Here is a 20,670-nt window from a genome sequence, read left to right as displayed (position 1 = left end):
CTGCTTGCGGCAGGATTAGCGAGTGAACGGGGAATCGATTTTCATCCTTGCAGTGAACCCTCCCCGCGGCAAACTACGGGGAGGGTTCCATCATCTCCTTTCCAAATCCGCTTTTAACTTCAGCACCGCCCGTTCTTTGGCTTTGGCCTCCACATCTACGGTAATGTCAAGATCCCGCCAGCATTCAGGAAAATCAGTCGGATCGATGAAATCATGATGGGGCCGGCAGGGTCCCTTGTCCCAACCGTTCAGCGGACTGGAGAGGTGGAAAAGAGGCTCACGATTCCAAGTGGACAGCGCTGCTTTCGTAATATCTTCCACGCTTTTTCCGTCAGGCAGGCAGCGGTGGTGGTGGACATCGTAGACAAGTGGCGTGCCGGTATCCGTGCTCACGGGCAACAGATCCGCCGGCGTATACACCCGGTCATCATTTTCCAGCGTCAGCCGGCGTTTAACGTCAGAGGAAAGACCGTTTATAACCGCAGTCAGTCGTTTCAGCGCCGTGCCCTTTTCTCCGTAGGCTCCACCGCCGTGGATGTTGATGACATCGGCGCCCACCCATTGGGCCACCTGAGCGTGGTATTCCAGATCCATCACCGAACGTCTGACCACACCGGCATCCGGTGAGGAAAGCACCAGAAACTGATCCGGGTGAAAAGAGGTCCGGATGCCGTTTTGCCGGCTGAACTCCCCGCATTGTTTGAAACGCTCAATAATCCGGTATCCATCGGGCAATTGATGAAGGTCGTATCCGACCTCCGGATGGGTTTTAACCGGCAGGATCTGGCTGTTGATCCGAAAGGCGCCAATGCCGTTGTCCGCGCAGAATGCCAAAGCACGGTAGAGTGCATCGGCGTTGTCTATGCAGATAGAAGCCAGGTGGGCCGGCCGGGCCGCCTCGGACAACGACCGCAGATACCTGGCCGTGGTGCGTCGGAACCTGATCGGAACCTCTCGAAAAATGCAGCAAAGACCCAGTCGGATCATGGAGCCACCTTACCCTTTCACTGATCTGCCTCAACGGTTGAATGTCTAAAAGTTGAAAATCGTCACTTAAAAAGGAATTGACAGGTACCTCAAGCGTCCCGTTTAATACCCTTAAACTCAACCGATAGATTGGAATTGATGTTGTTGAATCGCCAATATACCGCCGCCTTGACAACCTTGTACCAGGCCCGCTACGGAATTTTGATCGCTTTTCTTATCTATGCCGGCAGTTGCCTGGGGGGTTGGATTTATGCCGACGCCCTAAGCTTTTTCCAACAGGCAGCCAGCGGTCTGGCCGGAAAATTTGCCGGCCAGGTCGGCTCGAATTTCATCTTTTCATTGTTTCTCCATAACCTCGTGGCCACCTATATCGTCATGTGCCTGTTAACCCTATGGGGCATAGTCCCGATAATCACCGCCATTGGCAATGGCCTGCTTCTGGGGTGGATTGTGGTAACCGCCACCGGCCCGTCCTGGATTGAGGCCGCCGCCATGCTGGTGCCCCACGGCATCTTCGAGTGGCCCGCCATGATGACCGCCTGGGGTGTCGGCCTGTGGCGCGGCGCGGGGTATCGGTTCAGCGTTGACCCGGGAACCTATTTTCAACGCTGGAAGCAATCCAACCAGGTGTTTTTTCTGATCGTTCTCCCCCTGCTGCTGCTGGCCGCCATTGTTGAGGGCCGCGGGCATCTTTCTGGATTTTTCCCGGGATGAGCAACAGCCGAAACAAATATTTCTAATGCCTGCCCGGAAAAGGCCGATGTCTTAGGGTAGCTCGAACGACGGTAAGCGAGAAACCCGACAAAACGGAATAAAAGGATTTCTGAACAATGGACAGCCTGACCCACATATTGAAAAAAGTAAACCGGTTGGAACCCATTCCCATGGTCATCCACAAAGTCCTGGATCTCGCCGACGATCCGGAATCGTCGCTGAAAGACCTGATGGAAGTGGTCGAACGGGATCCGGCCATCACCGCCAACCTGCTGAGAACGGTCAACTCCGCCCACATGGGGTTGCCGGTCAAAGTCGATTCCGTAAGGCAGGCCGTCTCCATGCTGGGGTTGCAGCAAGTCGTCGAAATGATACTGTCTCAAAACCTGTCCGGCAACCTGAAGCGCTCCCAGAAGGGATATGGACTGGCCAAGGGAGATCTATGGCGTCAGAGCCTGGCCGTAGCCATGGTCGCCAGGACGCTTGCCCGCCAGCGGGACCTGATGAGCCTTCCGGCCATTTACACCGCCGCCCTGCTCAAGGATATCGGCAAGGTCATTCTCCACGAGTTTGTGGCCGACCAGCTTTCGGCGATCCAGAAATTGGTGGCCGAAAAGGACATGAGTTTTGTGGAAGCCGAAAAAGAGGTGTTGGGAATGGACCACACCACCCTGGGGGGTATCATCGCCAAACAATGGCATTTCAGTCCCCATATGATTTATATGATCGAAAACCACCACCTGCCCAATCCTGCATCGCGGAACGACCCGGCCACCGCCACGCTTTACCTGGCAGACATGGTTGCCATGATGGTGGATACGGGCATTGGCGTGGACCGGCTGGCCTACCATGTGTATCAGGATGTCTTCAATGACTTTTTCCCCGACAAACAGCAGCTAAAATCACTGATGATCACCTACAAAAACTTTCAGCGGGAAATTCAAGGGTTTTTGGAAGCCGCCTGATCCCGCTCCCCTTGACAAATCAGCATCTAAAATTAGTTTCTTTTAAAACTATCATGAGGAGTGGCGAGAGGGACCTGGCCCGTTGATCGCCCGGCAACCTTCAAGGACAAGGTGCCAATTCCAGCCCGAACGGGAAACATGCGGCCCCATCTGTGGGGCAAGGATTCAGCCGCCGCCTTCCCCTGAAGGAAGCGGCTTTTTTTGTTTGCCTGCAAAAGAAACCCAGATAAAATCCAAGGAGAACCTATAATGACCGAATTTATAAGAGGTTTTGCAACAAAAGCGGTGCATGCCGGCCACACGCCGGACCCCACCACCCATTCCCGGGCGGTGCCTTTATACCAGACATCATCGTTTACCTTTGACAGTTCACAGCACGCCGCCGACCTTTTCGGCCTTCGGCAGTTCGGCAACATCTATACCCGCATCATGAATCCCACGACAGAGGTGCTGGAAAAGCGCGTGGCAGAGCTGGAAGGCGGGGTAGGCGCCCTGGCCGTGGCATCCGGGCAGGCGGCGGAAACGCTGACCATTCTGACCCTGGCACAGGCCGGCGACGAAATCGTTGCGTCTGCCGAACTTTACGGCGGTACGGTGAGCCTGTTTTCCCACACCCTGAAGAAACTGGGCATTGCTGTACGCTTCGTTTCCCCCCACGACATGGACGCCTGGGAAGAAGCGGTCACCGAACGGACCAAGGCCTTTTTCGTTGAAACCATCGGCAATCCCAAGCTTGATATCATCGACCTTGCCGCCATTGCCGCCATCGGCCATCGCCATGGTATCCCCCTGGTGGTGGACAACACGGTCACTACCCCCTACCTCACCCGGCCCTTCGACTGCGGGGCGGCCATCGTGATCCACTCGGCCACCAAATTCATCGGCGGCCACGGTACCTCCATCGGTGGCATCATCGTGGATTCGGGCACGTTCGACTGGGCCGCTTCCGGCCGGTTCCCAGATTTTGTCGACCCCGATCCCGCCTACCACGGATTGAAATTCGTGGAGACCTTCGGCAACCTGGCCTTTATCCTGCGGGCCCGGGTCATCGGCCTGCGGGACATGGGGGCGGCCATGAGCCCCTTCAACGCCTGGATGTTCCTCCAGGGGCTGGAAACCCTGCATTTGAGAATGCAGCGCCACTCGGAAAATGGAATGGCCGTGGCCCGCTACCTGGAAAACCATAGCTGTGTGTCCTGGGTCCGCTACCCCGGGCTGGAATCGTCTCCGACCTACCACCTGGTGGAAAAATATCTCGCCAAAGGGCAGGGAGCCCTGGTGGGCTTCGGCATCAAGGGAGGTAAACCCTCGGCCGTCAAATTCATCGAAAGCCTTCGGCTCTTCAGCCACCTGGCCAATATCGGCGACGCCAAAAGCCTGGTGATCCATCCGGCCTCCACCACCCACGAGCAGCTCACCGAAGCCGAACAGCAGGCCGCCGGGGTCACCCCGGATTTCATCCGTCTGAGCGTGGGCATCGAGGACATTCAGGATATTCTCGATGATCTGGACAACGCCCTGACGGCCGGGGTGGCATGCACGGGTTAGGGTGATGCCGGGCAACGATAAGGAACGGCGAAGGTGTGTTCATCATCCGTCGGTACGGTAGTTCGCCGCAGATGAACCGACATTCGACCCGGCGAATAAGAATCACACGTGCCGGTGGGGTTGCCTGCCCATCAGATGGGCGTGTTCGTGGGTGTGGATATGAAGCTCCTGGTCAAAGCGGATGCGCCCCTCATCCATGGTGTAGATGTGCCCGGCCGTTTTGGAGAGGAAATCAAATTCATGGGAAATGAGCACAAAGGAGAGCGCCAGTCCGTTGAGGATGTCGATGAGTTTGTCCTTGGTGGATGAATCCAGACCGGTGGAAGGTTCGTCCAACAGCAACACCTCCGGCTCCATGGCCAGAACCGTCGCCAGGGAAACCAGACGCTTCTCCCCGCCGGACAGCTTGTAGGTGACCCGGTCCTCGAAACCGTTCAAACCCAGAAAGTCAAGGGTCTTTCTGGCCACGGCCACCGCCTCTTCGCGGGACTTCCCCAGGTTCAGCGGTCCGAAGGCTACATCCTCAAGCACCGTGGGAGAGAAAAGCTGGTCGTCGGCATCCTGGAATAATAGCCCGATGCGCCGGCGTACCTCGACGAAATCCGCTTCCGCTTCCCGCACTTCACCAAACGCCTCCACGGTTCCGGAAAGGGGTTTAATCAACCCCATAATGATATGAAACAAGGTGGTCTTGCCGCTTCCGTTAGGGGCCACCAGACCGATACGGTCGCCGGCATGCAGGTGAAAATCAAGATCGTTAAGAACCAGCGGACCGCCGGGGTATCCGTAGCGGATCTTCGACAGGTTAAAGATAACGGGGCTCATGGATTGGCGCCTTCGATGGAGTGGAACCGGCCTGCAATCGAAAATGGCAACCGGCTGTGTAGCATGGCGGTACTGGCCGCATCAACTCATTTTACCCATTCCAGCGTTACCAGCAGCGCGAGGAAAAGAGTGAATACAAGTGAAAATATATAGTTGCGGGATTGGGGGGGAAACACTCGAAGGCTGACAAACCGGCCGTTGAAACCCCGGCAGATCATGGCGCAATGCACCCGCCGCGCCCGCTCCGAGGCCCTGACAAAAAGCATGCCCACCAAGTAGGCATAGGTCCGGTAACTGTGGAGGTTGGTCTTCGGCTGGAAGTTGCGGATCTTCATGGCCCGCACCAGGCGCTGGTATTCCTGCTCGATAACGAACAGGTATCGGTAGGTGATCAGGATCATATGCACCATCTTGTCCGGCAGCCGCAGCCGGTTCAGGGTGTGGCCGAGGGTGTCCACGGTCATCGTGGCCACCAGCGCCATAAAAGCCACCATCAGACTGACTGTTTTCAGACTAATCTGGGCGCAAAGCGTCACGCCCTGACGGGTGATTATCACCGGTCCCCATGCTCTCAGTGCATCTCCTTCGTAAGACCACGGCAGCACCGCCCACAGCAATATCAGAAAGATCACCGGTGCCCGAAGACGCCGCACAACCGCCTGAAAATCGAGCCGGGCGGACAGGGCCATGATCAGGGAAAGGCTCAGGGCGATGAAAAGCGCCGAAAACGCGTAGGAGACGGCCACCACGACGGCAAAAACCGAAGCCCAAATCACCCGCAGCCGAGGGTCGATGCCATGAATCCATGAGTTGCCCTCGGCAAAGGATTCTGTGATCATGATCGCCGGCTGTCCTTCCGATAGCGCACATAGGCACCCAGCCCCACCAGGCCGATGATGTAGCCGATACCGCCGAAAATGTCACTCAGCGTGGGTCCCTTTTCCTGGGATGCCGCCACCATTCGCGTCAGGGGCGTAATCTTCTGTTCGAGCTGGCGGGAAACGATGGCTTCTATTTCCCGGGCCGTCAAACCCGGTACCGCCTCTGGTGTTACCTTTTCCCGAGGTGTCTCCAGGACAGCCGGTTCGGACCGAGTGTCAGGCGTTGCGACCGGCATTGGTTCTCCCTCGCCCAGTTCGGCCGCGGACAGCAGCCACGAATTCTGGTGACCCATACCGGCGGTGAGCACGATCTTCAGATCGGTAATTGCCGGGGCCTTGAAATCGAACGCCCCGTTGTCATCGGTACGGCCCTCCAGCAGCAGATTCCCGCTGGCGTCAAACACGTCGATCTTGCCTGCTTTTACCATTTTACCGCCGCTGAACTTGCTTTCGGTGAATATCCGATCCCCTTCCGCCCATGCGAAGACCGTCACCTTGTGGGCATGGGCTGCAGGAGGAGCTACGAAGCAACAAAGCCATGTCAATACCAATCCGGTAAGCAATCGTTTCATAAAGCAGTCCTGTAAATCATTTTTCTGCCCGTTGTAATACCGAGGCATCATAGCCGCGCAACATCTCCGGTTTGACCTTTTTCAAAAATGCCACGCAGAAAACCGTGACGACCCCTTCAATAACCATCACCGGCAGGTGGGCCGTGACGACCAGACCGGCCACTTCTAGAAAGCTGCCTTCCGTGAACATCAGGCTGGCACCCACCAGAACCGCTCCCATAAAGACGGCTCCGGCGCCGCAGGCAAACGCCGCCGGCACGGCTACCCGCGACGGTTTCAGGATAAGTGGGCCAAAAAGATGGTAGCAGACCACCGCCGGCAGGGCCATGATCGCGGTGTTGACGCCCAGGGTCGTGATTCCCCCGAATTGGAACATCATGGCCTGGAGCAACAGGGCCGTCAGAATGGCCGGAAAGGCTGCCCACCCCAGCAGCAGTCCCACGATGCCGTTTAAGATCAAGTGGACGCTGGACGGTCCCACCGGCACGTGGATCAGCGATGCCACGAAAAAGGCCGCCGAGAGCATACCGGCCTGGGCCACCCGATCCAGTTCCAGTTTTTTGAGGCCGACGGCCGTACCGGCCAAGGCCACAGCCGCTCCGGCAACGAGTACCGGCGCACTTAACACCCCTTCTGAAATATGCATAGCCGTCTATTTCCAGTCGTGAAAATTAACCCAGATCACGGCGCCCATCTCCACGTCTTTATCCTCGCCGTCATGCTTGATCGTGTAGTCCGCTGTGTTCAAGGCGGCAAAACCCCACCATCCCGAAGTGGGCGTTGCGTAGGTGAAGACACCATTGCCGTCGGCCTTGATGGTCTGGGTAACCATGTAGTCAGTCGGCGCATGCGCGGTCCTGTGCTGGTTGTAAAATTCCACTTCAACTTCGGCATAGGGCACGGGTTTGCCGTCCATTTTAACGATCCCCTGGAACACATTGCCCTTATAAAGGCCGTAGGGTTTGGAGAGCGGCACGATCTCGGTCTTCAACCCCAGTTCCGCGTCCCAGCCCTCGTCGTCGCCGAAGGCAGTGACCACGGTTTTGGTAATGTGGACGATAAAGCAGTCCTCGGCCGGCTCCCAGTAAGGCTGGGGTTCCATGTAAAACATGTAAACGCCGGGGCGTTTGATGGGGTAATCGGCGATCCAGGCCGCGTGGTCCATCACCCTGGTCGGTTTCAGTTGGCCGAGCAGCGACTGGTTTTTACCATTGGCCGACACCGCAAAGACGTTGGGCTTCTCAAGCTCCATGCCGACCATTTCCATGGGATGGGAAAAGGAGAGGGTGACATTGATCGTGTGACTGTCTTCCTGCATCACCATGGTGTCGGACGGAATCATCATGCCGAAATGAGCCATGGCCGAACTGGAAAAAAAGACCACAACCGCGACAACTGCCAAGCATATACCCATTTTACATGAACGCATCATTTTCCTCCATAATTTTTCATTGGACCCAAGATGAGTGCTGACTCAAAGCGATTGACCAATAACAACTTAACTCCTTCATGGTAGGCCTCGACCTCAATCAACCGGCTGATCTGAAGGCGATCACCCCGCCTGCCTCCCGTTACCGGTCTGCCAATGGCCTCCTCCACTCATTGACCCGCTTTTCCAGACTTTTCACGCCGCCGGCTTTAATTAAAAAGAAAAAAGCCACGATGTCGCTCGTCCTTCTGGACGGAAACCTTCGTGGCCTTGATTTACGGATTATTCGCTTTTTTAAATCAAAAAAAGACAAGCTTCGGCCTGTCCACTGGAAATGAGGGATATCCCAAAGGATCGCCAAGGTCAAGCCGTTTTTTATAGAGCCCGTTGCGTGGGCGAGGGGCTATACACGCCCTGTTATCGAATGTACTTTGTGCGCTGGATATGATAGATGGAAAAAGTTTTCTGTCCTTGCAGACACCTGTTGCTCGAACAACCACCTTTCAGGAGAACTGTGGTAAACTCGACCGATTATGCCCATCTGATTGTTTTCGGCCGATACCCACGGGTTGGAATGACCAAAACCCGTCTTATCCCTGCCTTGGGGCCGGCCGGCGCCGCGGCACTTCAAAAACGACTTGCCGAAAAAACCATGGCAACCGCACGGGAGGTAACGACACGGATCGGTGCCCGCCTGGTTTTCTGCCATGACGGCGGTAATGAAAAACAACTCCGTCAATGGTTGGGCGGAAGGCCAATCCGTTATGTGGCTCAGGCCGACGGAGACCTGGGCTGGCGCATGCACCTGGCCCTGAAAAGCGCATTCGATGGCGGTGCCCGCCGGGTGGTGCTGGTGGGAACGGACATTCCCGGACTGACAACGGGTATTCTGAATCAGGCTTTCAACGCGCTACAAAAAAGGGACCTGGTGGTCGGACCAAGCACCGACGGCGGCTACTGGCTGGTTGGCATGAAAAGGCCCGAAAACATTTTTGAAGGTATCACCTGGAGCCAGCGGGATGTATTGGAAAAGACCTTGGCCGTAGCCCGGGACAAAGGCATGACGTCCCATCTGCTGGAGCCGTTGAATGATTTGGACACACCGGACGATCTGGCTATGGAAAAGGGAGCCAACCCACCACTCTACCTGTCGGTGGTCATTCCCGCGATCGATGAGGCGCGGCAGCTGGCCCGAACCATCGCCACCGCCACATCCCCGGACGCGGAAATCATTGTCTCCGACGGCGGCAGCAAGGACCGCACCGTCCAAATTGCCAGCTCCCTCGGCGCCCGTATCGTTTCCGGTGAACCGGGCCGGGCCGGCCAGCAAAACCGGGGAGCGGCCGCCGCGCGAGGCGAGGTGTTGCTTTTCCTTCACGCGGACACCCGGCTGCCCGGCAATTATGTGGATCATGTTTTCGAAACCCTGATGGACCGGCGAACCCTACTGGGGGCGTTTCGCTTTGCAACGGACATCCATACGCCAGCCATGCGAAGCGTTGCATTTTTCACCAACCTACGTGCCGGCTGGCTCAACCTGCCCTACGGCGACCAGGCGTTGTTCATGCGCAAAGATGATTTCGATGCAGCTGGCGGGTTTCCTGACGTACCCATTGCCGAAGACCTTCACCTGGTCCGCCGAATGGCCCGGAACGGCCACATCACCCTGGCCCCGGCCGCGGCTGTCACCTCCGGCAGACGGTGGCAGCACTTAGGAACCATGCGAACCACGATCATCAATGCAATCATTGCTGTCGGCAGCCTGGCAGGTATTGCGCCATGGCGATTGGCTCGCCTGTATCGTTTGCCGGCCAAGAAGACCAAACTATGAAAAACCGGAAACAACCGCCCCGAAAGAGGAAAACCAAGGAAAGTAAAAAATCGGAACTGCTCCTTGCCGTGGTGGCCAATGAGAAAGGGGAGATCTTCGACCTGGAAGGATTTGCCGCCGTGGGAGCCGATGGAGAACTGCTGTCACCCATCACCACCGGAGACACCATCGAATTACCTCACGGCAGTGAATTGATGTTCCTGCCGGACCGGATGCCGGTACTCATGAATCTGGAAACCGGACAGATAAGACCCGTCAACCGAAACCCCTATTCTCCGGGTGAACGCATCTTTCCAGTAGCGGCCTTCAACTCTCCCGGTGTGGTACTGGCCCTTTCCTGCGCCTACGAAGAGCATCCCGGCGCATCCATTTTGCCTCTTTTTTCATATGGCGCAGTGGGTTGGCAGGGTAACGGGTTCCGGTCGGCGGCCATCGTGGTGGATACAGAACCCCGTCAGGATCTTCGCCTGATGCCGAGGGAAAACATCGTGTCCGGCGTTGAACAGATGCGCATGCAGTTGCCAGACAACCGCCTGGCCCGCCACCTGGAACATTGTGCGTTGACATACGGCTGCCCGGCGGGTAAAAATTTCTTCCTGGGCCGGTACGAAGCGCCTCTTCCCACCTCTCGTGCCTGCAATGCCCGTTGTTTGGGCTGCATTTCCCTTCAGCATGACGCGCATTTAACCAGCAGCCAGAACCGAATCGACTTCACCCCGTCGGCAGAAGAGATCGCCGGCGTGGCCCTGGCTCATATAGCACGGGTTAAAAACAGTGTGGTGAGCTTCGGTCAGGGATGCGAAGGCGACCCGCTCATGGCGGCACGGGTGATTGGACCCGCTATTGCCCTAATCCGTAAAAAGACCGCAGATGGCACCATCAACATGAACACCAACGCCAGCCTACCGCATGTGCTGGCGCCGCTTCTGGATGCCGGGCTGGACAGCCTCCGCGTAAGCATGAATTCGGTTCGTGAAACCTGCTACACCGCCTATTTCAGGCCCAAGGGATATCGCTTTTCCCAAGTGGTCGAAAGCATCGACCTGGCCATCGCCAAAGGCAAGCACGTGGCGATCAACTATCTGAATTGTCCCGGCTTTACCGACAGCCCTGAAGAAGCTGCGGCCTTGTTTGTCTTTTTGGAAAAGCACCCGGTGCACCTGATCCAGTGGCGCAACCTCAACTTCGATCCCCAGCGATACCTCCAGGCAATGACCAGCGTCGTCCCCCTTGGCCTGGCCGTGGGTATGGAACCGCTGCTGCAAATGATCCGCAAGCGCTTTTCCAATCTTCAGTACGGCTACTTCAATCCCCCGAAGGAACATTTTCAAGCAAGCCTGGATGCAATGCAAAAGAAAGCCTCGCCATGAGATGGATTGCCGCAACAGTGACCTTCGACAGCCCGGACCGCGCTCTGGCAACAGACCTCGTGGCCGATATCTTCTACGCTTTAGATCTGAAGGGGGTTGTCATAAACGACCCGGACATGGACCCGGGGCAGGACTGGGGTGAAGATGCCATTCGCCCGTCGGAAGCACCCGGTGTCACGGGTTATTTTGCAGATACGGAAAGCTCGGGTGACAAGTGCAAAACCCTTGAAGCGGAACTGCTGCGCCTTCAAGACACCGCAGACATCGAAACCCGGGTGGAATACTCACGCATTGACGATCAGGACTGGGCCGAAGCCTGGAAAGAATATTTCTGGCCGGAAAAAATCACCGATACGATCGTGGTCAAACCCTCCTGGCGGGAGTACACGGCCGGACCGGAAGAAATCATTCTGGAGATCGACCCGGGGATGGCCTTCGGCACCGGCACCCATCCCACCACAGCCCTGTGCATCCGGATGATACAGACCCATCTCAAAACCGGCGACGCCTTCCTGGACGTGGGCACCGGATCGGGCATCCTGATGATCGCCGCCGCCAAACTGGGAGCAAGCATAATCTGCGGCGTGGACAACGACGAGGTGGCCGTGACCGTGGCCAACAAAAACCTTCAGGCCAACCGTATTGACCAAGAACGGTTCACCCTTTCCACCGGCAACCTCGTGGACAAGGTGAATCAGACCTTCAATGTGATTGCTGCCAATATCCTGGCCGAGGTCATCCTTGAATTACTGCCGGACGTGGCGGCCACCCTGACAGATAAGGGGGTATTTATCTGTTCCGGAATTATATCGGCCAAAAAAGATCTCGTGCGTTCAAGTCTGGATGAAAAAGGGTTTACGGTGATTCAAGTGCTGGAAAAGGAAGGCTGGGTCGCCATCGCCGCCCGGAAAACGGATGCAGGCGGTCCGAAATCTGAAACCGATCTCGGCTAACCGCCGCTTCCTCAATCTCCAATCCCTTAATCCGCAATGTCGTGCATGACTTTCTTCACGTTGCCGAAGTGCTTCCCCCGAGGAAGTAGCCCTACGAGGAAGCGGAAAGTCGAGGATGCAAACGATATCGAAGCACATTTCCACGGATAAGAGGCACGATATCACCATCGCCCGCCAGGTCCCACTTTCTCCATATGCTATCGTTGCCATGGACCGGGCTGCAATGACTATCGGCTGTTTGCCTATGGGACGGAAAACCAAAGCTTCTTGGTTACCCGACTCAGTGAAGAACTTCATTGGAGCCACTGAAAATGCGCTTTTCAGCCAGACTTGAACAGCCGCGATGTGGATTGGATAATTAGATAGAACCGACTATTACCTGATGGTTCCAACGATCAGCGTCAGCTTCAGGCCTCCATGCAACATCGCCACTTGTCTGGCCGGGAAAGGCAGTCTGCAAGCCAGGGCCGGTCGGGGAGCGATCAGGGCGACCTTCCATCCTTGGAAACACGTTGTCAGGTGCCGGCAGATGCCCTTGAACAGATCATCCGCCTGTTGGACAGAACCGATGCGGACGCCATAAGGTGGATTGATGGTTACTAAACCGGTCTCACCGCCGTACTGACCGGCCTCACATTGGAAAAAATCCCTTTGCCCCACCTGGACGGCATCCGCCAGCCCGTTGCCGGCGATCATGCCGGTCAGCCTTTCGCAGGCACCTGGGTCAACGTCCGACGCAAAGATCAGGGGCTGTTCCAAATCCTGCACGGCTGATTCGGCCTTCCGCTTAATAAACCCCCACTGGTTTTCACGAAAGGCCGGCCAGCCCATGAAGGCAAACGCCCGCTTCACGCCCGGTGCCATCTGTTTGGCCATCATGGCCGCTTCCAGGGAAAAGGTGCCGGACCCGCACAAGGGGTCCACCAGGGGTCGTCGGGGGTCGTAGCCGGCGGTCATGAGCATGGCCGCCGCCAGGGTTTCACGAATGGGGGCCCGGGCCGGACCCGCCTTCAGTCCCCGTTTGTAAAGCGGATCACCGCTGCTGTCCAGGGAGAGGGTAAACCGGTCTTCCACCGCGCGCACGAACAGGGTCTGGGGAATCGACGAGGATGCAGAATCGGAGGAGCCGCTCGATCGATTGGCGATACCGCTCTGCAAGCCTTCTCTGATGGCTTCCGTGTGATAGAGCCTTGATCGCCGGCTGCTCACCCGGATATCCGGCAACTGTCCGGATGGAAGAAACAGTTCCCAGGGAATTTCGGATGATTTTTTTTCCAACTGGCGCGCGTTCGTAGCGACAAACCCATCGATACGCATGAGAATTCGCGTGGCCGTGCGCAGATGGAGGTCGGCCCGCTGGCAGTCCACCAACCGACCGGTAAAGGTCACGCCTCCGGCGTGGAGGGACATTGCTGTGGGATCCATGCCCAGGGCAATCAATTCCTGGCAGCAGAGATCCTCGAAACCCGGGGAAGCGATTGCATGGTAAGCGCGAACACGCCCGGCAACGTGACGGCGGACACGCTTGGCAAAGGCGCTGTCGCCGACATGATCGTTTTTTGGATTAACGGAGATCGAATCACTCATCGCTTTGGACAATTACTGGGCGGGGAAAGGACTTGATAAACCGCTGCATCAATATTAAGTTGCCTGACGAGCGCATCCTATCAGTTCGATTGCAAATGTTCAATCACCGTCGTTCACCCTTGACGCCACGGCACTGAAAGCCGCCGGCCGTCTCAAGGTTAAGCTTCAGAAAGCGCCCGCTGCCATGTCCACTGTCATGATTCGAAAAGCAGCTTACAACGAAGCGGTGCTTCGGCCCATCGTTTTCGAAATGCTGGAATCCAGTGAGGGGCCGACCATCGACACTGGCGACCGGGTGCTGATTAAACCCAATTTTCTCGCCCCGGCAGCACCCGAAAAGGCGCTGACCACCCACCCGCTGCTTCTCAAGGCAGCCGCCGAATTCGCTTTGGCCAAAGGCGCCCGGGTCCAGATATCGGACAGCCCGGCCATGGGCAGTTTTTCCAAGCTGTGGAAAAAGGGTGGCTACGAGGAAATGCTCAAAGGCCTCGACGTGACGGTCAAGCCCTTTGAAGAAACCATTTCGGTGGACGTGGGTGAACCTTTCGGCAGCATCGACATAGCCAAAGATGCCATGGAAGCCGATGTGGTGATCAACCTGGCCAAGCTCAAAACCCATACCCAGATGATGCTGACCCTGGGGGTTAAAAATCTTTTCGGCTGCATCGTGGGCCTGAAAAAACCCGAATGGCACATGCGCACGGGCGTCGATCGGCAGATGTTTGGACGACTGATCGTCAGCATCTTCCAGGCTGTCGGCCCGGCCTATACCATCATGGACGGCATCCTGGCCATGGAAGGTCAGGGTCCGGGAAGAAGCGGGACCCCCAGGGAATTGGGACTGCTGATGGGAGGCAAAAACGCCCACGCCGTGGATCATGTGGCCTGCCTGCAGGTGGGACTGGATCCCGACACCCTGGAAACCCATCGCAATGCCAGGGAAATGGGGGTGTATGACGGCAGGGTTCATATCAACGGCGACCTGAAAATCCTGGACGACTTTCAATTTCCGGAACTGGGCTCGCTGACCATGGGACCGGACTATCTGGGCCGGTTCATGCGCAGGTTCGTCATTCAGCAGCCGGTTGCGGACAACAAGGCCTGCAAGCTGTGCGGTGAATGCTGGAAATATTGCCCGGCCAAGGCCATCTCCTACACCGACCGGGGAATTGCCTTTAACACCGACACGTGCATCCGCTGCTACTGCTGCCTGGAGGTGTGCCCCCACGCGGCCATCCGGGCCAAAAAACCGATAGCCGGAAAAGTGGTCGCATGGTTGACGAAAAATCGATAATGGAGCCAATAAAAATTGGTAAGAACCAACGGGCTGTGATCGGATGCCCATGAATGAAAGGAAGGTAGCTTATGGCGGGTGGTATTAATAAAGTCATTTTGGTGGGAAATCTGGGGCAGGATCCTGAAATCAGGTACACCGCTGACGGAAGACCGATAGCCAATTTTTCCATTGCAACGTCAGAATCCTGGAAAGATAAAAACAGCGGAGAGAAACGCGAAAAAACTGAATGGCACCGCGTGGTCGTGTTCGGCAAGCTGGCCGAAATCTGCGGGGAATATCTGTCCAAGGGTCGGCAGGTCTACATCGAAGGAAAACTGCAGACCCGCAAATGGCAGGGGCAGGACGGACAGGACCGCTATACCACGGAAATCGTGGTCGACCAGCGCGGCATCATGCAGATGCTCGGCACCCGCGAGGGGGGCGGTGGTGGTCCCCGGCCGGCAGCAGGCGGCGGAAGTGGCGGCGGCTATCCCCAGGATCAGGGTTACCCCCAGCAGTCCTACCAGAATGACAAGGAGGATGATATCCCGTTCTAAGCTTACTGTTGACCGCTGGCATAAAATTTAAAGGGGCAGCCGCAGGCGTCGTAGGCAGCCCCTTTTTTTTGGCCCCTCCCAACGGAATCGATTATCCCAGGATCGCCTTCAGGTCCTCGTCGGCCGTGCCGATGGGTTTGATGTCGAAATTCTTCACCAGGGTATCCAGCACATTGGGAGTGATGAACGCCGGCAGGGTCGGACCGAGGCGAATGCCTTTGATGCCCAGGAATAGCAAGGCCAGCAGCACGCACACCGCTTTTTGCTCATACCAGGAAATAATCAATGACAGGGGCAGTTCGTTGACCCCTACATCGAACGCCTTGGACAGTGCCGTGGCAATCTGTACGGCCGAATAGGCGTCGTTGCACTGTCCTGCGTCCAACAGCCGGGGGATGCCGCCGATGTCGCCCAGGTCCATATCGAAAAAGCGGTATTTGCCGCAAGCCAGGGTCAATACGATGCAGTCCTTGGGAACCTTTTCGACGAATTCGGTGTAGTAGTTGCGCCCCGGTTTGGCGCCGTCGCAGCCGGCCACCAGGAAGAAGTGCCGGATTTGGCCGGCCTTGACCGCTTCGATAACCTTGTCGGCCACGCCGAGCACCGCATTGCGGGCAAAGCCCACCGTCACCTCTTTATCCACCCGGTCCTCGGTAAAACCTGGAAGCGCCAGGGCCCGGTCGATGACAGGCTTGAAGTTCAGGTCGGAGATATGGGGAATGTCCGGCCAACCCACCATGCCGCTGGTGAAAAGGTTGGCCTTGTAGTCATTCTTGGGCCGCTGGATGCAATTGGTGGTCATCAGGATGGCCCCGGGAAATTCGGCGAACTCCTTGGTCTGCTTTTGCCAGGCCGTGCCGAACTGACCGTAAAAATGCGGGTAGGCCTTCAGTTTGGGATAGCCGTGGGTGGCGAGCATCTCCCCGTGGGTGTAAATGGTGATGCCCGTACCTTCGGTCTGCTTGAGCAGTTCCTCCAGATCTTTCAGGTCGTGTCCGGAAACCAGGATGGCCTTGCCTTTCCTGTACCCCAAGGGAACCCGGGTGGGCACGGGGTGGCCGTAGGTTTTCGTATTGCCGGCGTCCAGTCGTTCCATGGCCTTGTAGGCCGCTTCGCCGCATCGCAGGGCCATGGCCACCCAGTCGTCCACGCTCATGTCGTCGCGTTGAATGGCGGCCAATCCTTCGTGGACAAATGCATAGACGCTTTCGTCCTCTTTGCCAAGGATCAATGCATGGTCTGCATAGGCACTGACCCCTTTGATGCCGAACAGCACGGTGTGCTTCAGCGACAGAATATCGGGGTTGTCGCCCGGATAGGATTTCAGCCCCACCTGCTCAGCCTGGGTCACCAGGTCGTCCAGGGAGGATTGGGGCTGGAAGGCGGCGGCGCCGGCCGGCCAGGCGCCATTGCCGCCGGCCGCCCGAACCTTGGTTTTCAACGCTTCCCGCAGGTTGACCGATTGGTTGATCAGGACCACGAAACGATTCGGATCAAAGTCCACATTGGTCAGGGTCGAGAAGGCGGCCTTGACGGTGAAAACGTTGACATCCCTATCTGATACACCCACTTTACGCCCCTCCACCGCCACCTGGGACAAGCCCATGAGCGAGTAAAGGAGCAGGTCCTGGAGCGCGGCCACCTCGGGCTGCTTGCCGCAAACCCCCTGGATGGTGCAACCGGTCCCTTTGGCGGTCTGTTCACACTGGTAACAAAACATGGCGACCCTCCTTCTTTTCTTTGATGACGGGTTGGAGTCCCTGCGCATAACTGGCAGGGATGGCTGAAAAGCAAGACACAACCCAAAAATAGCGGCTATTCACCTTTGATCATCACCAGCAGCATTTTAAACCGCTTTTCCGCATGCAGGGCATGGGAAATGTTGGCCGGCATGATCAGCATTTCGCCTTCGCCCACGCTGAGAGGCTGGCCGCCGATGGTGATCCGGGCCTGGCCGTCAAGGATATATACCACCGCGTCGAAAGGGGCCGTATGTTCGCTAAGGCCCTGGCCAGCATCGAAGGCGAAAAGGGTGAGATTGCCGGTGGTCTTCTTCAGCAGGGTTTTGCTGACAACGGAATCGTCAGAATAGTCGATAAAATTCGCCAGATGAAATGCAGTGTCTTCCAGTTTAACAGGTTCAGTGGTCATGTAAACCTCCTTTTTTTAACAGATAAACGCTTTTCATGGAATCCAGCATACGGTGGAAGGCTTCGTGTCTGCCCGTACCGATCTTATCCGTTTCAATTTTCTCAAAGCCATCATTCAATTCATTCAATTTGGCGGTGGAAAGATGCCGGATCGCCATGGGAAAAAGAACCCGGTTCTCTTTTTGAATATGCTGCTCAAGCATTTGGATATAGGCCCGGGCATGCCGGATAAGATCATCCACCGCACCCGTGGTACCCTCATGGCTCCGCTTCAGAGCTGCCCGCATCGCTTTCACATGCCCGCGGCCTTCTTCGTGTTCTTTGAGCATCACTCCGATAGGACCGCCGTCGCGGCTGACGCCCACCGCCTCCATGGCCGGGAAAAGCTGTTCCTCTTCCTTGCCGTGATGGCAGGTGTCGACAAAGATGGAAAAAAAATCAAGCAGCTGATCCATATCTCCAGGCCGGGGGACACGGCCTGCCTTCGACGTCTCCACAATGATCTTGTCCAGGATTCTCAGGGTCAATCGAACCGCTTCATGTTCTTCCCTCAGATCTTCGATGGCATTCATTGTCATCCTCCTATAGTTCTCAGCACGGGTCCACTCGTTTGTTGATGACGTCCGGGAATTGGCCTGCCGGCTGAATGCCCGGACGCAATCCTAAATTATGCCGCTATGCCGTTAGGGGTCGGCTCATCTTTGGGGAGGCGGCCAACCCCGACTTTTTTGTATGACCAGCCCGTAATCAAACCGACCACGAACCAGGCCAGCGCAGCCACGCCCACCAGAAACACCGTGTCGCCAATGGTTCTCAACCAGCGCAGATTTTCCATCACCGGCTGCTGCAGAAACTCGGCGCTGCGTGCATACCACAACCCATGTTCGATGCTGGCCCAGGTCTGCATCAGGCCGATGGGCAGCAGGCTCAGGACGATCATCAATGTCAGGCCGCCGTTCATGGACCAGAAGGCCAGCCGTAACGGCGCCTCCCGCCAGACGCCCTGGGGGTGAAGCCGCCTCAGCACCACCAGCACAAGTCCGAGGGCCAGCAGTCCGTATACCCCAAACAGGGCAGCGTGGGCATGCACCGGCGTCGTATTCAATCCCTGCATGTAATACAGGGCGATGGGCGGATTGATCAGGAATCCGAAAATACCGGCCCCCACGAGATTCCAGAAGGCTACACCCATGAAAAAACGGATGGGCCAACGGTATGTTTCCATCCATTCGACGGCCTCGACCTTTTGATAGGTCTCCCAGGCCTCGTACCCGATCAGGGCGAGGGGAACGACTTCAAGGGCGCTGAAGGAAGCGCCCACAGCCATGATGGAGATGGGTGTACCGCTGAAGTACAGATGATGAAAAGTTCCGGGAATGCCGCCGAACAGGTAAATGGCCGACGAGAAGAGCACTGCCCGCGTAGCACTCAGGGATCGCACCAGCCCTAGCCGGGTAAAGATGAACGCCATGGCCGCGGTGGCGAAGACCTCAAAAAAGCCCTCCACCCACAGATGGACCACCCACCAGCGCCAGTACTCCATTATGGTCAGGTGGGTTCTGGCACCATAGAAGAACCCGGCACCGTAAAACAGGCCGATAGCGGCCGACGATCCGGCAAACAGCAGCACCAGTTGGCGACGGTGGCCTTTTTGCTGCAGCGCCGGCCACAGGCCGCGCAGCATCAGCACCAGCCACAGCAGCAGTCCAACGAAAAGCAGGATCTGCCAGAAGCGTCCCAGATCCACGTATTCATAACCCTGGTGCCCGAACCAGAATCCGGCATCCAGATTGAATACCTGTTGAATCGAAAGCCATTCGCCGATAAGGGAGCCGGCCACCACCACGAGCAGGGCTCCGAAGAGCACATTGACCCCCAGGCGCTGAAAGCGCGGTTCACGTCCGCCCACAGCGGGGGCCAGGTACAATCCAGTGGCTAAAAAAGCACTCGCGATCCAAAAAACGGCCAGTTGGACGTGCCAGGTCCGTACTACGGCATACGGCAGGATGCTGGCAAGGGGCATCCCGAAAAAGGAATCGCCTTCCACCGTGTAGTGGGCTGTCAGACCGCCCAGCAGGGCCTGGACGACAAAGAGGGCGATGACGGTGACAGCATACTTGCCGGTCGCCCGCATGGACGGCGTGGTAGCGATACGGTCCAGGGGGTCTTGCCGGTCCGGTGTGGGTGGTTCTTCCTCACGGTCGTGGAACAGTTTGTACCACACCAGACCGCCCACCCCGGCCAGCAGGAAAGCGATGCTGGCTATCGACCAGATCAAACTGGCGGTGGTGGCGTGGTTGCCCACCAGCGGCTCGTGAGGCCAGTTGTTGGTGTAACTTACAGCCAAATCCGGGCGTTGAGTGGTGGCCGCCCAGGCAGTCCAGAAGAAAAAGGCTGTCAAGGCTTTCCTTCGAACCGGGTCGGGCAATGCGCCTTCATGCAGCGCATAGGATTCGCGAAGACCGGCCAAGTCAGGATCATCGTTGAAAAGCGCCATATAATGGTCGGCGGTCCGGGCAATGGCCGCTGCCCGTTCGTTGGATATGGTCACGGTTCCAGATTCCGGGTGGTAGGTATTCGTGCGCATTTCGGCCTGCAGGCGCTGGTTGATTTCGGCCTGCTGCGGACGGGTCAGGTTCTCAAATCCGGTTCGGTGATATTTTCGGCTCAGCAGCTCCTGCAAGGCCACGGATTCACGGTGCAGCCAATCGGCTGACCAATCCGGCGCCTGGTAAGCGCCATGGCCCCAGATGGATCCCACCTGCTGGCCGCCGATGCTCTGCCAGGCCTGCTGGCCGCGCAGAATGTCATCGCGTGTCATCAGCACCTCCCCCTCCCCGGTTTGCACCTTCAGCGGGATAGGCGGCACCTTGCGGTACAATTCGTGCCCGAACCACCCCAGAACAAACAGGGTGGAAAAAATTACGGCTCCCAACACTATCCACAGTCGTTTGGTCTCTTTCATCGCTTCCTCTCTTTCACTGCTCGCTTAACCAGCAGAATTATTGCTGTCTTTCCAATTGAT

General features: G+C 57.0%; 19 protein-coding genes and 1 riboswitch. Of the genes, 8 read left to right on the top strand and 11 right to left on the bottom strand.

Features of this window, described 5'->3' with window-relative positions; genetic code table 11:
- Nucleotides 1-90: 90 nt before the first annotated feature.
- Nucleotides 91-987 carry a UV DNA damage repair endonuclease UvsE gene (gene uvsE / locus ACHZBS_RS12165; RefSeq protein WP_319406781.1) on the bottom strand — a complete coding sequence of 299 codons (897 nt, stop codon included), beginning with the start codon at nt 985-987 and terminating at the stop codon, nt 91-93.
- Nucleotides 988-1,131: 144 nt separating this feature from the next.
- On the opposite strand from uvsE, the gene ACHZBS_RS12160 reads away from it, so the two are divergent.
- The 3 genes from ACHZBS_RS12160 to ACHZBS_RS12150 all read left to right on the top strand — a co-directional run bounded on the left by ACHZBS_RS12160 (nt 1,132) and on the right by ACHZBS_RS12150 (nt 4,214).
- The gene (locus ACHZBS_RS12160) at nt 1,132-1,701 is read left to right on the top strand and encodes a stage II sporulation protein M (protein WP_319406780.1); all 570 of its coding nucleotides are present in this window, start codon (nt 1,132-1,134) and stop codon (nt 1,699-1,701) included.
- A 116-nt stretch (nt 1,702-1,817) separates the two neighbouring features.
- Nucleotides 1,818-2,666, top strand: a complete 849-nt coding sequence (locus ACHZBS_RS12155) for an HDOD domain-containing protein (RefSeq protein ID WP_319406779.1) — start codon at nt 1,818-1,820, stop codon at nt 2,664-2,666.
- 48 nt (nt 2,667-2,714) lie between these two features.
- Nucleotides 2,715-2,810, top strand: a riboswitch (SAM riboswitch).
- A gap of 105 nt (nt 2,811-2,915) precedes the next feature.
- Entirely contained in the window at nt 2,916-4,214 is a 1,299-nt protein-coding gene (locus tag ACHZBS_RS12150) for an O-acetylhomoserine aminocarboxypropyltransferase/cysteine synthase family protein (RefSeq protein ID WP_319406778.1), read from the top strand.
- 102 nt (nt 4,215-4,316) lie between these two features.
- Here the strand turns inward: ACHZBS_RS12150 and ACHZBS_RS12145 are convergent, their stop codons facing one another.
- The 5 genes from ACHZBS_RS12145 to ACHZBS_RS12125 form a co-directional block, all read right to left on the bottom strand.
- Nucleotides 4,317-5,039, bottom strand: a complete 723-nt coding sequence (locus ACHZBS_RS12145) for an ABC transporter ATP-binding protein (RefSeq protein WP_319406777.1) — start codon at nt 5,037-5,039, stop codon at nt 4,317-4,319.
- An 86-nt stretch (nt 5,040-5,125) separates the two neighbouring features.
- Entirely contained in the window at nt 5,126-5,878 is a 753-nt protein-coding gene (cbiQ, locus tag ACHZBS_RS12140; protein WP_319406776.1) for a cobalt ECF transporter T component CbiQ, read from the bottom strand.
- On the bottom strand, nt 5,875-6,492 hold the full coding sequence (locus tag ACHZBS_RS12135) for a hypothetical protein (protein WP_319406775.1): 618 nt from the start codon (nt 6,490-6,492) through the stop codon (nt 5,875-5,877). Before ACHZBS_RS12135 ends, cbiQ begins: the two co-directional genes overlap by 4 nt.
- A 16-nt stretch (nt 6,493-6,508) precedes the next feature.
- On the bottom strand, nt 6,509-7,138 hold the full coding sequence (cbiM, locus tag ACHZBS_RS12130) for a cobalt transporter CbiM (protein WP_319406774.1): 630 nt from the start codon (nt 7,136-7,138) through the stop codon (nt 6,509-6,511).
- 6 nt (nt 7,139-7,144) lie between these two features.
- Nucleotides 7,145-7,894, bottom strand: coding sequence for a DUF4198 domain-containing protein (locus ACHZBS_RS12125; protein ID WP_394707985.1), 750 nt, complete (start codon nt 7,892-7,894; stop codon nt 7,145-7,147).
- Between the two features lie 541 nt (nt 7,895-8,435).
- Here ACHZBS_RS12125 and ACHZBS_RS12120 point away from each other — a divergent pair.
- Genes ACHZBS_RS12120 through prmA form a run of 3 tightly spaced genes read left to right on the top strand, consistent with a single transcriptional unit; the run spans nt 8,436 to nt 12,075 of the window.
- A complete protein-coding gene (locus ACHZBS_RS12120; RefSeq protein ID WP_319406773.1) occupies nt 8,436-9,752 on the top strand; it encodes a TIGR04283 family arsenosugar biosynthesis glycosyltransferase in 1,317 nt (438 codons plus the stop codon).
- Nucleotides 9,749-11,122 (top strand): radical SAM protein, encoded by a 1,374-nt coding sequence (locus ACHZBS_RS12115; protein ID WP_319406772.1) that lies wholly within the window; start codon nt 9,749-9,751, stop codon nt 11,120-11,122. The genes ACHZBS_RS12120 and ACHZBS_RS12115 overlap by 4 nt, the downstream gene beginning before the upstream one ends.
- Nucleotides 11,119-12,075, top strand: a complete 957-nt coding sequence (gene prmA, locus ACHZBS_RS12110) for a 50S ribosomal protein L11 methyltransferase (protein WP_319406771.1) — start codon at nt 11,119-11,121, stop codon at nt 12,073-12,075. The genes ACHZBS_RS12115 and prmA overlap by 4 nt, the downstream gene beginning before the upstream one ends.
- Before the next feature lie 375 nt (nt 12,076-12,450).
- On the opposite strand, the gene ACHZBS_RS12105 is transcribed toward prmA, so the two are convergent.
- Nucleotides 12,451-13,662: a hypothetical protein gene (locus ACHZBS_RS12105; protein ID WP_319406770.1), complete on the bottom strand. Its 1,212-nt coding sequence runs from the start codon at nt 13,660-13,662 to the stop codon at nt 12,451-12,453.
- Between the two features lie 184 nt (nt 13,663-13,846).
- On the opposite strand from ACHZBS_RS12105, the gene ACHZBS_RS12100 reads away from it, so the two are divergent.
- Both ACHZBS_RS12100 and ssb read left to right on the top strand, forming a co-directional pair.
- Entirely contained in the window at nt 13,847-14,956 is a 1,110-nt protein-coding gene (locus tag ACHZBS_RS12100; protein WP_319406769.1) for a DUF362 domain-containing protein, read from the top strand.
- A gap of 71 nt (nt 14,957-15,027) precedes the next feature.
- Nucleotides 15,028-15,495, top strand: a complete 468-nt coding sequence (gene ssb / locus ACHZBS_RS12095; RefSeq protein WP_319406768.1) for a single-stranded DNA-binding protein — start codon at nt 15,028-15,030, stop codon at nt 15,493-15,495.
- A gap of 91 nt (nt 15,496-15,586) precedes the next feature.
- Here ssb and hcp read toward each other — a convergent pair whose 3' ends face one another.
- From hcp to ACHZBS_RS12075, 4 genes are all read right to left on the bottom strand, one after another.
- Nucleotides 15,587-17,215, bottom strand: coding sequence for a hydroxylamine reductase (gene hcp, locus ACHZBS_RS12090; RefSeq protein ID WP_319406767.1), 1,629 nt, complete (start codon nt 17,213-17,215; stop codon nt 15,587-15,589).
- Between the two features lie 95 nt (nt 17,216-17,310).
- Nucleotides 17,311-17,646 (bottom strand): cupin domain-containing protein, encoded by a 336-nt coding sequence (locus tag ACHZBS_RS12085; protein WP_319406766.1) that lies wholly within the window; start codon nt 17,644-17,646, stop codon nt 17,311-17,313.
- Nucleotides 17,636-18,217 (bottom strand): hemerythrin domain-containing protein, encoded by a 582-nt coding sequence (locus ACHZBS_RS12080; protein ID WP_319406765.1) that lies wholly within the window; start codon nt 18,215-18,217, stop codon nt 17,636-17,638. The genes ACHZBS_RS12085 and ACHZBS_RS12080 overlap by 11 nt, the downstream gene beginning before the upstream one ends.
- Nucleotides 18,218-18,312: 95 nt before the next feature.
- The gene (locus tag ACHZBS_RS12075) at nt 18,313-20,610 is read right to left on the bottom strand and encodes a nitric-oxide reductase large subunit (protein WP_319406764.1); all 2,298 of its coding nucleotides are present in this window, start codon (nt 20,608-20,610) and stop codon (nt 18,313-18,315) included.
- Nucleotides 20,611-20,670: the final 60 nt, after the last annotated feature.

The sequence above is a fragment of the uncultured Desulfosarcina sp. genome (assembly GCF_963664155.2).
Taxonomy (GTDB): domain Bacteria; phylum Desulfobacterota; class Desulfobacteria; order Desulfobacterales; family Desulfosarcinaceae; genus Desulfosarcina.
Note: the sequence above shows the minus strand (reverse complement) of the source record. Positions and strands in the feature narration are given on the sequence as shown.

Bases quoted from the DNA above. Each gene is read 5' to 3' on its own strand.
- ACHZBS_RS12150 (WP_319406778.1), top strand. From the start codon at position 2,916: ATGACCGAATTTATAAGAGGTTTTGCAACAAAAGCGGTGCATGCCGGC.
- ssb (WP_319406768.1), top strand. From the start codon at position 15,028: ATGGCGGGTGGTATTAATAAAGTCATTTTGGTGGGAAATCTGGGGCAG.
- ACHZBS_RS12145 (WP_319406777.1), bottom strand. From the start codon at position 5,039: ATGAGCCCCGTTATCTTTAACCTGTCGAAGATCCGCTACGGATACCCC.
- ACHZBS_RS12115 (WP_319406772.1), top strand. From the start codon at position 9,749: ATGAAAAACCGGAAACAACCGCCCCGAAAGAGGAAAACCAAGGAAAGT.
- ACHZBS_RS12075 (WP_319406764.1), bottom strand. From the start codon at position 20,610: ATGAAAGAGACCAAACGACTGTGGATAGTGTTGGGAGCCGTAATTTTT.
- ACHZBS_RS12085 (WP_319406766.1), bottom strand. From the start codon at position 17,646: ATGACCACTGAACCTGTTAAACTGGAAGACACTGCATTTCATCTGGCG.
- ACHZBS_RS12135 (WP_319406775.1), bottom strand. From the start codon at position 6,492: ATGAAACGATTGCTTACCGGATTGGTATTGACATGGCTTTGTTGCTTC.
- uvsE (WP_319406781.1), bottom strand. From the start codon at position 987: ATGATCCGACTGGGTCTTTGCTGCATTTTTCGAGAGGTTCCGATCAGG.
- ACHZBS_RS12100 (WP_319406769.1), top strand. From the start codon at position 13,847: ATGTCCACTGTCATGATTCGAAAAGCAGCTTACAACGAAGCGGTGCTT.
- ACHZBS_RS12155 (WP_319406779.1), top strand. From the start codon at position 1,818: ATGGACAGCCTGACCCACATATTGAAAAAAGTAAACCGGTTGGAACCC.
- prmA (WP_319406771.1), top strand. From the start codon at position 11,119: ATGAGATGGATTGCCGCAACAGTGACCTTCGACAGCCCGGACCGCGCT.
- cbiQ (WP_319406776.1), bottom strand. From the start codon at position 5,878: ATGATCACAGAATCCTTTGCCGAGGGCAACTCATGGATTCATGGCATC.
- hcp (WP_319406767.1), bottom strand. From the start codon at position 17,215: ATGTTTTGTTACCAGTGTGAACAGACCGCCAAAGGGACCGGTTGCACC.
- cbiM (WP_319406774.1), bottom strand. From the start codon at position 7,138: ATGCATATTTCAGAAGGGGTGTTAAGTGCGCCGGTACTCGTTGCCGGA.
- ACHZBS_RS12105 (WP_319406770.1), bottom strand. From the start codon at position 13,662: ATGAGTGATTCGATCTCCGTTAATCCAAAAAACGATCATGTCGGCGAC.
- ACHZBS_RS12080 (WP_319406765.1), bottom strand. From the start codon at position 18,217: ATGAATGCCATCGAAGATCTGAGGGAAGAACATGAAGCGGTTCGATTG.